Genomic DNA, 11,900 nt, shown 5'->3' with positions numbered 1-11,900 from the left:
GCTGTGTGCCTCCTAGCCGACCACACTACGCAACGAGCGCACCGCCACCGACAGGGTGGCGAGGTCCCACCGGCCGGTGGCGGCCAGATCGGCGAGTGTCGACTCGGTCCGCGCGATCATCGCCGACCTCGCCTGCGACCAGTCCGAGATCTTCTGGGCGGCCGGCTCCTCGGGCTCGGACATCGTCAGGATCGCACGCGTCAGCGAGCGCAGCACCGCGAACACCTCGTCGCGCAACGACAACCGTGCCAGCTGGGTCCACCGGTCGGCGTGCCCGAGTTCGGCGATCTGGGAGACCAGCTCGTCGATCCCGAACCGCTCGACCACCGCGAACAGCAGCTCGCCCACCTCGTCGGGCGAGCGGTCGGAGATCTCGGCGATGTCGAGCACGTCGAGCAGTTGCAGCCGGTAGGGACTGATCGCCACCGCCTGCGCCAGTGCGGGCCGGACGCCGCTGTCGGCGAGGGCCGCGGCCCGTTCCCGCACCGAGCGCTCGGCCGTACCGGTGAGCCATTCGTCCAGGCGTCCTCCCAGATCCGCGACCTGCGCGTACCGGGTGGTCTCGGCGGCGATCGCGAGCGGTTGCGGACGGTGCGCGAGAAACCAGCGCGACCCCGCCGCGAGCAGGTTGCGGATCCGGCGGGTCGCGTCGTCGACCGTCGTGGCGGAGACCTGCTCGGTCCTCAGTTCCTCCAGCAGCGCGGCGGCACCGAACACCCGCATCGCCACCACCGTCGCACGCGTCGCATCCTCGACTTCGGTTCCGGAGGTCTCCCCCAGCGCGTACAGGTGTGTCATGCCTCCGTCGGCGACGATCCTGTTGACCAGCACCGTGGTGACGATCTCCCGCCGGAGACGGTGAGTCCGGATTCCCGCGGCGAACCTGGCGCGCAGGGGTTCGGGGAAGTAGCCCGACGCCAGCGCGTCGAACATGTCGTTGTCCGGCAGACCCGACTCCAGCAGCCTGCTCTTGGCGTCGAGCTTCACATGGGCCATCATCGTCGCCAGCTCGGGGCTGGTGAGTCCGCGCTGGAGATCGCCCGCGCGGCGTCTGCGCAGTTGCTCCGGAGTCGGGAGGGCCTCGAGTTCCAGATCGACGCCGGTCGACGCGAGGTGGGCGAGCATCCGCGCGTGCAGTTCCACGTCCTCTCCCGCGGTGTCGCGCGCGAGACCGAGTTCGGCGTTCTGGTCGATGTTGTCCGCGAGGACCAGTTCGGCGACATCGTCGGTCATCGACAACAGCAGGTCGTTGCGGTCGTCGGCGTCCAGCACGCCCGCCGAGATCTGCGAGCCCAACAGCACCTTGATGTTGACCTCGCGGTCGGAGCAGTCGACACCCGCCGAGTTGTCCAGGGCGTCGCTGTTGATGCGCACTCCCGCCAGATCGGCCTCGATCCGGCCGCGCTGGGTGACGCCGAGATTGCCTCCCTCGCCGACCACCCGGACCCGGAGCTGCCCGCCGGTGACCCGGATCGGGTCGTTGGCCTTGTCTCCCACTTCCGCGTCGGCCTCGTCCGACGCCTTCACGTACGTCCCGATGCCGCCGTTGAACAGCAGGTCGACCGGCGCGAGGAGCACTGCGCGGATCAGGTCGGGCGGCGACATCCTCTCCACGGCGTCGTCGAGCCCGAGGGCGTCCCGCATCTGCGGTGTGACGTCGATCGACTTCTGTTCGCGTGACCACACGCCGCCGCCTGCGGAGATCAGGCTGCGGTCGTAGTCGTCCCAGGTCGACCGCGGCAGTGCGAAGAGTCTGGCCCGCTCGGCGTAGGAGGTCGCGGCCACGGGATCCGGGTCGATGAAGATGTGCCGGTGGTCGAAGGCCGCCACCAGCCGGATGTGCCGCGAGAGCAGCATGCCGTTGCCGAAGACGTCACCGCTCATGTCGCCGATGCCGACCACGGTGAAGTCCTGGGTCTGCGTGTCGACTCCCATTTCGCGGAAGTGTCTCTTGACCGACTCCCACGCTCCACGGGCCGTGATGCCCATGGCCTTGTGGTCGTAGCCGACCGAGCCGCCCGAGGCGAACGCGTCGGCGAGCCAAAAACCGTAGTGGTCGGCGACCTCGTTCGCGATGTCGGAGAAGCTGGCCGTGCCCTTGTCTGCGGCGACCACCAGGTACGGATCGTCGGCGTCGCGCCGGAGGACGCGCGCCGGCGGCCGCACCCGGCCGGTGGCCGGATCGAGGTTGTCGGTGATCTGCAGCAGGGCCGCGATGAACGCCCGGTAGCAAGCGATTCCCTCCTCCCGCAGAGCCGATTGATCGACGGCCGCGTCGCCGGTCGCCACCGGGGGGTGACGGAGGACGAAACCGCCCTTGGCGCCGACCGGCACGATCACCGCGTTCTTGACCGCCTGCGCCTTCACCAGCCCCAGGATCTCGGTGCGGAAGTCCTCACGACGGTCCGACCAGCGGAGTCCCCCGCGCGCCACATCGCCGAACCGCAGATGCACCCCCTCCACCCTGGGTGAGTACACGTAGATCTCGAACTTCGGCCTCGGCTGCGGGGCCTGCGGGATCGCGCCGGTGTCGAGCTTCATCGCGATCGTCGGTCCGATGCCGGCCGCCGGGTCGCCGGAGTCTGCGTAGAAGTTGGTCCGCAGGGTGGCCTCGACCGCCGATGCGAGCGCGCTCACCACTCGGTCCGCGTCCAAGCTCAGGATCTCCGCGATGCGCGCGCGCAGATCCTCGAGCGCACGGTCGCGCCGTCCGGGTTCCGCGCCGTCCGGATCGAAACTGGCCTCGAACAACTCCACGAGCCCGTTGGTGACACCGCGATGGTTGCCGAGGACCGCGGCCACGTGGGTCATCGCGAATCCGACGCCGCACTGATTGAGGTAGCGGGCATACGCGCGGATCATCGCCACCGTCCGGGACGTCAGCCCCGCGCGCAGCACCAACTCGCCGAGCGCATCCACCTCCGTGACGCCGAGCCACATGTCGGAGAACGCCTCGGCGATCCGCGCGTCCACGTCGCCGGCCTCGGCGACGTCGACGTGCGGCGCGGGCCGGACCGTGAAGTCGTAGACGGCCACCTGCACCCCGTCCGGGCGGTCCACCACGTGCGGATGCTCGTCGAGGACGGTCAGGCCCAGGCTCTGGAGCATCGGGAGGATCTGCGTCAACGCGGCACGCTGGTCGGCGAGGTAGAGGACGAACCGCCAGGCCTCCGGATCGGTCCGGTCGAGTCTGACGTGCAGTCCGCCGGGGGCCAGGCCCGCCGCGATCGGCAGGTCGACGGCCGCATCCTGCGGATCCCGCTCGTCCCGGTAGCGTTCGCTGACGGTGCCGAGCAGCCGGGCGACCTCCGGGTCGGCCTCCCGCACCGCGCGCACCCGGTCCGGCCACGAGCGGACCGCCTCGTTCAACCGGTCGAGCAGGCGGTCGTCGACCCGGTGCCGCGCCTCGGGATCGGTGCGCATCAGCACCTGCAGCTGGGCCAGCGGCGAGTGCGAGAGGCGGGTCAGGAACTCAGTACGGCTGCCGCCGAGTTCCTCCTCGAGCAACGTGACAACCCTCGACCGCACCGCGGTCGAGTACGTCTCGCGGGGAATGAAGATGAGCACACTCGCGAAACCGCGAGCGGGACCGGTCCTGGCGTAGAACCGCGGATTGCGCGAGGTCTGGGCCTCGAGGAGTTCGCCGATCCGGCGGGTGAGCTCGGCACTGTCGCCGGCCATCAGGTCCGCGAGCGGATACGTCTGCAGCAGTTCCAGCGCCGCCAGTCCGCTGTAGGAGTCCTCGCTCAGACCCAGTCCACGCAGGACATCGGCCACCCGGCCGCGGACTCCGGGCACCGACCGCACCGACTGGTACAGGCCGATCGAGGTGATGGTGCCGACCACCTGGTGCTCGACGCCGTCCAGTCGGACGCGCACCATGATCGGAAAGCGGCTGCGGAGCAGACCGGTCGGCAGATACACCTGGTCGACGCCGACCGGCTCCTCGCCCGCCACCGGCTCCGGCCGGTCGGTGTCCGGATCGCGCCACACCCCGAGGCCGTTCTCCGCGTGCCCGCCGGCGGTGCGGGCGCCCACGGGCAGGAAGTTGTCGCGGGTGGCGAACCAGCTCAGCAGGTCCGCGTCCTCGTCGTCCGCGCTCAACGCGTCCGCGAAGCTCAGCAGCCGTCGATGGATCTGGGCGGCGTCGGCGTGCACCGCCTGTGCCCGGGTGAGTGCCGCGCCGACATCGGCGCACAGTTCGTCACCGTCGACGCCGGACGCGGGGGCTGTGGTGACGCTGATCCACGACTCGGCTCCCGCCTCGTCGCCGCCGACCACGACCACATCGTCGAGGCCGACGATCCGCCCCTGGTCATCGCGGCGGACGGCGAGCACCGGATGGTCGTTCGCGACGATCGTCAGACCACGGCTGTCCAGCACCGCCAGCGTCGATTCGACGAGCAGCGGGGCGTCGTCGGCGACGATCTGAATCTGGATCGATCCGTCCGGCAGATCGGTGGTCGCGACCGCGGTCTCCCCCGGCTCACGGACCTCGCCGAGGCGCAGATGACGCTCGAGGCGGTCCCAGGCCGACGACGCGACGGCGGCGCCGTCGGAGAAATCGGGAAAATAGTAGGCCGCGAACTCCGTAGCGAATGGGACGGTCACTCTGATCTGCCTCCCTAGTGGACCAAGGCAGAGCGCAACACGAGCCGACCGGCGGCCGGGGATCCACCTTGCTAGCGTCGTACGGCTCGTACGTTACCGCGCCGTGGCGCCGCGTGTTCGGATCCCGCGCGAGAGCGACAGAGCCGATCCGGACGTTCCGGATCGGCTCTGTTCGGGTTCGGTGCCGCGGTTCGGCGGCGGACCGTTCAGTCGCGAGTGAGGCGACGGTGCGTCACGCGATGCGGGCGGGCCGCGTCGGCACCGAGACGCTCCACCTTGTTGGCCTCGTAGGCTTCGAAGTTGCCCTCGAACCAGAACCACTGGCCCTCGGAGACGTTGCCCTCCCACGCCAGGATGTGGGTACAGGTCCGGTCCAGGAACCAGCGGTCGTGGGAGATCACGACGGCGCAGCCGGGGAACTCCTGCAGCGCGTTCTCCAGCGAGCTGAGAGTCTCGACGTCGAGGTCGTTGGTCGGCTCGTCCAGCAGGATCAGGTTGCCGCCCTCTTTCAGGGTCAGCGCCAGGTTCAGCCGGTTGCGCTCACCGCCCGAGAGGACCTCGGACGGCTTCTGCTGATCGGCGCCCTTGAAGCCGAAGGCGCTGACGTAGGCGCGCGAAGGCATCTCGTTCTGGCCCACCTCGATGTAGTCGAGACCGTCGGAGACCACCTCCCACACCGTCTTCTTCGGATCGATGTTCGAGCGACCCTGATCGACGTAGCTGAGCTTGACGGTCTCGCCGACCTTCACCTCGCCCGAGTCCGGCTGCTCCAGCCCGACGATCGTCTTGAACAGGGTCGTCTTGCCGACGCCGTTGGGGCCGATCACGCCGACGATGCCGTTGCGGGGCAGAGTGAACGAGAGGTCCTTGATCAGCACGCGACCGTCGAAGCCCTTGTCCAGGTGACTCACCTCGACCACCACGTTGCCCAGCCGCGGCGGGGTCGGGATCTGGATCTCCTCGAAGTCGAGCTTGCGGTGCTTCTCGGCTTCGGCCGCCATCTCCTCGTAGCGGGCCAGGCGGGCCTTGTTCTTGGTCTGGCGGGCCTTGGCGCCCGAGCGGACCCACGCGAGCTCCTCTTTGAGGCGCTTCTGCAGCTTCTGGTCCTTCTTGCCCTGGACCTCGAGGCGCTCGGCCTTCTTCTCCAGGTAGGCCGAGTAGTTGCCCTCGTAGCCGTGCAGCTTGCCGCGGTCCACCTCGCAGATCCACTGAGCGACGTGGTCGAGGAAGTAGCGGTCGTGCGTCACGGCGAGCACGGCGCCCGGGTAGTTCGCCAGGAACTGCTCCAGCCACAGCACGCTCTCTGCGTCGAGGTGGTTGGTCGGCTCGTCGAGGAGCAGCAGGTCGGGCTTCTGGAGCAGGAGCTTGCAGAGCGCCACCCGTCGGCGTTCACCGCCCGAGAGGTTCGTGACCGGAGAGTCCGGCGGCGGGCACCGCAGGGCGTCCATCGCCTGCTCCAGCTGCGAGTCGAGGTCCCAGGCGTCGGCGTTGTCGAGCTCCTCCTGGAGCTTGCCCATCTCCTCCATCAGCTCGTCGGAGTAATCGGTGGCCAGGAGCTCGGCGATCTCGTTGAAGCGGTCGAGCTTCACCTTGATCTCGCCCATGCCCTCCTCGACGTTCTCCTTGACCGTCTTCTCCTCGTTGAGAGGCGGCTCCTGCAGGAGGATGCCGACGGTGGCCTCCGGATCGAGGAAGGCCTCGCCGTTGCTGGGCTGGTCGAGCCCGGCCATGATCTTCAGGATCGACGACTTGCCCGCGCCGTTGGGACCGACGACACCGATCTTGGCTCCGGGGTAGAAGCTCATGGTGACGTCGTCGAGGATCACCTTGTCGCCGTGCGCCTTGCGCACCTTCTTCATCGTGTAAATGAACTCACCGGCCACCGGTTACAGCTCCTGCCTGCAGCCTTCGCTGCGACGAAATGATTGCTCTGAAAATGACTGCTCTTCGGACATGCTGGCCGAACGCCTCTGCGCCGGCGCATGGTTCTGTGGTCCATCCTATCGGTCCCGGCGCGGGCCGATTCCGGACGGCCGCGGTACCCGGCCGCCGCGGCGATGCGTGCCCCGGGCCGTGGGTCGAATACGTGACACACGGCTGCGCACCTGACGATCCACAGTGTGGTGTGTCACACTGGGAACCGCCCTGCGGGGCCACCCGTTACCTGTGGGTAACCGCTACGACGACGAGGGGATCTGTCCACGATGCGACTCCGGTTGAAGATCTGGCACCGGCGACGACGCTATGCGATCCGTCAGCAACCGGTCCTCAACCGCTTCTACCGCATCGGCGTCGGCTTCGTCGGCACACTTCTGGTGCTCGCCGGCCTGGTGATGATCCCCTTGCCGATCCCGGGCCCCGGCTGGGTGACCTTCTTCCTCGGCCTCGGCGTCCTGTCCACCGAGTTCGAATGGGCGCACCGCGTGACCTCGTTCATGCGCAGACTGCTCCACAAGGCGGGCGAGATGACCGCCGACGTGGCACACGCCGCGCGCACGTGGACCGCCGGACACCTCGACTACCACTCGGGCCTGGTGTATTTCCGCAGCTGGATCGAGCATCAGCGTGCGCTTCAGCTCGGCCAACTCCAACTCGCGATCGCATAGCCGCCCGCCGGGCGGGCCCGGCCGCGGCGGTTATCTCTCGCCGTCGCCCTGCGCTGCGAGATCCTCGGCTCCCGTCTCGGCCTCGGCGGACACGGGTGCCGGGGCGTTCATCCGCCGCAGCATCTGGTTGTAGCTCTCCAACTCGGCGTCGTCGTCCCGCTCCTCCTTGCGGTCGAACCTGCGGGCCGCGCGATCGTCCTGCCGGTGCCACTGGATCAGCAGTGCCAGCATCACCACCACCAGCGGGAACTCACCGGTCGCCCATGCGATGCCACCGCCCATCCGCTGATCGGCCGCCATGTCGAAATTCCACGGGTGCTGCAGCGAGCGGTAGTAGGTTTCAGCGATGATCGAGCCGGTCATCATCAGCGCGACGCCGAAGAAGGCGTGGAACGGCAGCGATCCCCACACGACGCCGAGCTTGGCCACCGGACTGATCTGCCGCGGTGCGGGATCGATCCCGATCACGAGCCAGTAGAACAGATACCCGCTGACCAGGAAGTGCAGATTCATCAGCAGGTGCGCGGAGTGGTTCTCGACCACCGCGTCGAACAGTCCGCCCAGATACAGCACGTAGAAGCTGCCGACGAAGAGTGTGACCACGATGAACGGATTGGTGATGAAGCGCGAGTACGGGCTGTGGATCGCGGTGAGGATCCATTCACGCGGCCCGGGCGGGTTGCCGCGTCCGGCGGGCGGGATCGCGCGCAGCGCCAACGTCACCGGGCCGCCGAGGACCAGCAGTACGGGGACCAGCATCGACAGCATCATGTGGCTCATCATGTGGATGCTGAACATCGCCGGCGCGTACCGGCCGAAACCCGATGAGGTCGCGATCAACAGCGCCGCGCAGCCGAGCAGCCACGACACCGTCCGGCCCACCGGCCACTTGTCTCCGCGTTTGTGCAGCCGGTACACGCCCCGCAGGTAGACGATGGCCGCGACGATCGCGAAGGTGCCGAAGATGAGGTCGAAGCGCCAGTCGACGAACAGTTTCGTGAAGGTCGGCGGACCGTCGAGGTCGTATCCGATCTTCAACTCCATCGGCGAGACGTTCGCCGTCCCCAACACCGGCGGCGGCGTGCGCGACAGCCCGGCGCCGAGGCCGAAGGCGACCGCGAACACCACCAGTTCGACGACGGCGAACCGCACGAACAGCGACTTGCGCGGCTCGTCGGTGGCTGCGAGTTCGTCGATCGTGACCTTGCGGTGCAGGCCGCCGAGTAGTCCGGCGAGGACCACCGCGACGAACTTTCCGACGGCCACCAGACCGTAGGTGGTCGTGAGCAGATCCCCCAGGGACATGCGGACCAGCGCGTTGATGATGCCGCTGAGCGCCACCACCAGCAGACACCAGAACGCCACCCGCGAGTAACGGGCCACGGCGAGCGTCCGCCACCGGCCGTCACCGAACGCATACGCCAGGACGGCCATCAGCCCACCCATCCATAGGGCGGCCGCCACGATGTGCAGGATCAAGCTGTTGGTCGCGAGATCGTGCGCACCGCCGGCCGACGAATGCCCCAGCAGCGCCGACGGCATGAGCGACAGCAGCGCCAGCGCCATCGCGAGGAACGTCCATCCCCAGCGCATCGCCACCCGCGCCACCACCGCCGCAAGCACGGCGAAGATCGCGGTCCACAGCCAGTAGCGGCCGTCGGCGACCACCCCGTAGGCGGTCATCAGGTTCTTCGGGACGAGGGTCTCGGAGAGCGGTGAGCCACTGACGTCGGAGATCGACAGCGGGATCATCGCCAAGGCGCACACCGCCCAGACAGTCATCGACGTGGCCGCCCAGCGCATGGCGCGGAAGCCGCCGACGTCGAGCGCCCCGTTGTCCTGCGAGGGCACGAAGAAGGCGGCGAACACCACGCAGCCGAGACCGATGGCGGCGCTGAGCTGGCCGATCACCGTCATCACCGGCATCCCGTAGGTGGTGAGCCACCCCGGATCGGGCACACCGGTCAGTTGCAACGCCGTCGCCGCCGACGCCGCGGTCACGATGACCGCGGCGATCGATCCGACGACTGCCAGCAGCGCGATGAGGACCGACCGCACCCCCGACGGGTCGGTCAGCCGATCGCGCACTGGTTGCTCCGCCGGCCCGGCGGACGTCACTGTCATGGTGTCCACTGTAGGACGGGATATAGTAGTCCTTCGCCGGCACCTGTCGAGGGCCGGCAAGCCTCCATAGCTCAGATGGATAGAGCAAGAGCCTTCTAATCTCTAGGTCGCAGGTTCGAGTCCTGCTGGGGGCGCTTTGACCTGCAGAGACGCTGGTTCGCCGCACGACGAGGTGGAGCCTCGTCCCGACGAGAGGGACGTGGCCGGAATCTCACCGGTGGCGACGGTGAGTCCGGGACCGACTCAGAAGGGCGGTTCGCCCGGACTGTCGAGGACAGGACTCTCACCGCAGCGGCGCTGCGACCGGAGCCGCATTCGGTACGCGTGTTTGGCCTGAGTACGGGTCCGTGACCGTCCCGGCTGCGTCGTCGTGTCGACGAATCCGGGCGCGACGGGTGCGCCGTGCAGGCACGGCACCGAACCGAGGTCGGGCAGGAGCCAGTGGTTCCTGGCGCGGGCCCGGACGGTGTAGCCCGACGGCGTGGTGGTCTCGGTCCAGATCACGCCATTCGCATCGACGACTTGATCATCCAGCCAGCCGTCGGCGTAGGTCTTGATCAGATGATGGAAACGACACTTCGGATTCAAGTTGCACGGGCAGGTCTGCCCGCCAGCTGCCGGCTGGGCATGGTTGTACTCGCAGACATGATCGAGATCGCACGCCCACGCTGACCGGTTGCAGCCGGGCACCGAGCAGGTGCCGTGCACGGCGCGGACGGCGGCGTCGCAGGCAGCGGTCGGGCGGTACGGGTTGCCTGCCTGCGCGGTCTGCTCGGCCAAGCCTGCGATGTCGAGCGGCCGCACCGTCGCATCCGCGCGAGCGGCGATCTCCCTCGCGTGATGTGCGTCGATCACGCCGAAACCGTCGAGATAGGCGGCCTTGTCCCCGCCGCCGGACAATGTGGACGCGTCGACGACGACGTGCACGACGATCTTGGCGAACTGCGCCCGGACCTCTTCCTCGGCCGCACGTGCCGGCAGTCATCGCGGCCGCAGTCGCAGCCGAACCGGGTGCCGAGTACGGCGGCGACGACCACATCGGCGCGCCGCTGGCCGACGGTGCGGGAGTCCGCCTCGCACACCCGGGCGGCGCGCGCCCTGGTGGCCTTGTCCATCAGAGTCACGTCCTCCGCGCGGGTGGCGACGGTGAGGGCGGACTGGTCGACGTCGTGGGCGATGGTGACGCCGGGCGTGTTGGCGCGGCGTTTGTCGCGCACCCCGTCGGCGTCGTACTCGGCGACGAACCGGCGCGCGGTCTGCTCGGCCACACTCATCGACACAGCGCCGTGCCCGCGGAGGTCCTGAGCGATCTCGGCGTCGATGGCTGCCATCAGCGCGGCGTCGGTGACCGCGCCGCACTGCAGGACGATGGCGCCGAATGCACGTGCGCTGATGACTCCGTCGCGGAGCAGGCGTGCGGTCTGCGGCAGACGTTCGGAGGCTTCGACGGCGAGGGTGACCTGTCGGATACCGGTGTCCTTCGAGACCGCCTGCACGATAGCGGCCTCAGCGCCCACGATGGCGGTGGCATCGGCCAGCAGTCGTGCGGACTCGACGTCACCGGCCGAGCCCGCGGCACGACGCCGCTGCATCGCATACAGGTGCCCGAGCCGCAACCACGCAAGGTGGGACTCCTGACGGGCGATCTCCGCGACCGCGGTGATGTCGGCGAGATCCTGTGCGGCAGCGTCAGACGTGTCGACGCCACCCACCCCCGCAGCGTCGATGCTCGGGTTCGTCATGTCCGCCTCCCCTGCAACACATATCGAACGTATGTACCCATATTATGTGATTGAATCTCATATGGCAATAGTGTAATTCGATATTCTTAGACTCTCGTCGACGCTCGCCCCTCCGCTCGAGAACAGTCACTCACACCCGAGATTCACGCGCATTTCCGACGAATCCGGTGCCACCGCGAAATTCGGTGACTTCCTTTCGTTTGCGACAGCATTCAGCTGTTCTCACAACGACGACTTCGGCGTAGCGTCGTATTCGTCGTCAGATGCATGCAGTCAAAGGAGATACCGACATGAACAATCGAATCGTTCGGACGGCGACGGTGGCCGGAATCGGCGCCCTCTCCCTGCTCGGCGCCGCCGCGGCGCCCGGCATGGCCGCTGCCGCACCGCACATGACCGATCCGGCGAAACTCGCGATCGACGGCGACTTGATGATCGCCCCCGGCGTCCACCTGCTGAACATCGAGGCGCAAGGTGCACGCGACATGGACGGCAAGACCCACGGGACCTACGTCGCGACGATCATGGACGGTATGCACAAGACTCCGTTCCAGGTGAAGGGCCCGGTGACGTGCATCTGGACACACGGCGACACCGCCTCGCTCGTCTACCCGATCACCGAGACCTCCCCCAACATCGTCCCCGCCCAGCTCAGCGGCGCGTACGCGGTGAAGATCTCCGTCCGCAAGGGCAGCGGGATGATGAACGAAGTCGGGGTGATGGGTCCGATGGCGACCTCGTCGTTCCACGGTTGCGCGCCGGGCGCGACTCCGAACATGTTCCACGGCGACGTCATGATCGGGTGAGGCGGAGTTCA

At 68.1% G+C, this 11,900-nt stretch carries 7 protein-coding genes and 1 tRNA gene; 3 read left to right on the top strand and 5 right to left on the bottom strand.

Going from position 1 to position 11,900, the window contains the following annotated elements; all coding sequences use genetic code 11:
* Positions 1-12 precede the first annotated feature (12 nt).
* A complete protein-coding gene (locus ACZ5QD_RS03250) occupies positions 13-4,611 on the bottom strand; it encodes an NAD-glutamate dehydrogenase (RefSeq protein WP_006896612.1) in 4,599 nt (1,532 codons plus the stop codon).
* 206 nt (positions 4,612-4,817) lie between these two features.
* Complete coding sequence (ettA, locus tag ACZ5QD_RS03245; RefSeq protein WP_006896611.1) at positions 4,818-6,494, bottom strand: energy-dependent translational throttle protein EttA; 1,677 nt, start codon at positions 6,492-6,494, stop codon at positions 4,818-4,820.
* 321 nt (positions 6,495-6,815) lie between these two features.
* On the opposite strand from ettA, the gene ACZ5QD_RS03240 reads away from it, so the two are divergent.
* Positions 6,816-7,217: a TIGR02611 family protein gene (locus ACZ5QD_RS03240; protein ID WP_006896610.1), complete on the top strand. Its 402-nt coding sequence runs from the start codon at positions 6,816-6,818 to the stop codon at positions 7,215-7,217.
* A gap of 30 nt (positions 7,218-7,247) precedes the next feature.
* Here ACZ5QD_RS03240 and ACZ5QD_RS03235 read toward each other — a convergent pair whose 3' ends face one another.
* Positions 7,248-9,341, bottom strand: a complete 2,094-nt coding sequence (locus tag ACZ5QD_RS03235; protein WP_006896609.1) for a bifunctional copper resistance protein CopD/cytochrome c oxidase assembly protein — start codon at positions 9,339-9,341, stop codon at positions 7,248-7,250.
* Between the two features lie 60 nt (positions 9,342-9,401).
* Between ACZ5QD_RS03235 and ACZ5QD_RS03230 the strand changes: the two genes are divergently transcribed.
* Positions 9,402-9,475, top strand: a tRNA-Arg gene (locus tag ACZ5QD_RS03230).
* A 109-nt stretch (positions 9,476-9,584) separates the two neighbouring features.
* Here ACZ5QD_RS03230 and ACZ5QD_RS03225 read toward each other — a convergent pair.
* The gene (locus ACZ5QD_RS03225) at positions 9,585-10,196 is read right to left on the bottom strand and encodes an HNH endonuclease signature motif containing protein (RefSeq protein WP_006896608.1); all 612 of its coding nucleotides are present in this window, start codon (positions 10,194-10,196) and stop codon (positions 9,585-9,587) included.
* Positions 10,193-11,083, bottom strand: coding sequence for a DUF222 domain-containing protein (locus ACZ5QD_RS03220; protein ID WP_006896607.1), 891 nt, complete (start codon positions 11,081-11,083; stop codon positions 10,193-10,195). Before ACZ5QD_RS03220 ends, ACZ5QD_RS03225 begins: the two co-directional genes overlap by 4 nt.
* A gap of 290 nt (positions 11,084-11,373) precedes the next feature.
* On the opposite strand from ACZ5QD_RS03220, the gene ACZ5QD_RS03215 reads away from it, so the two are divergent.
* Positions 11,374-11,889, top strand: a complete 516-nt coding sequence (locus ACZ5QD_RS03215) for a hypothetical protein (RefSeq protein ID WP_006896606.1) — start codon at positions 11,374-11,376, stop codon at positions 11,887-11,889.
* Positions 11,890-11,900 lie beyond the last annotated feature (11 nt).

It is taken from the genome of Gordonia sp. J1A (genome assembly GCF_055393515.1).
This window is presented reverse-complemented; position numbering and strand designations above follow the sequence as displayed.

Bases quoted from the DNA above. Each gene is read 5' to 3' on its own strand.
- ACZ5QD_RS03240 (WP_006896610.1), top strand. From the start codon at position 6,816: ATGCGACTCCGGTTGAAGATCTGGCACCGGCGACGACGCTATGCGATC.
- ACZ5QD_RS03235 (WP_006896609.1), bottom strand. From the start codon at position 9,341: ATGACAGTGACGTCCGCCGGGCCGGCGGAGCAACCAGTGCGCGATCGG.
- ACZ5QD_RS03220 (WP_006896607.1), bottom strand. From the start codon at position 11,083: ATGACGAACCCGAGCATCGACGCTGCGGGGGTGGGTGGCGTCGACACG.
- ACZ5QD_RS03215 (WP_006896606.1), top strand. From the start codon at position 11,374: ATGAACAATCGAATCGTTCGGACGGCGACGGTGGCCGGAATCGGCGCC.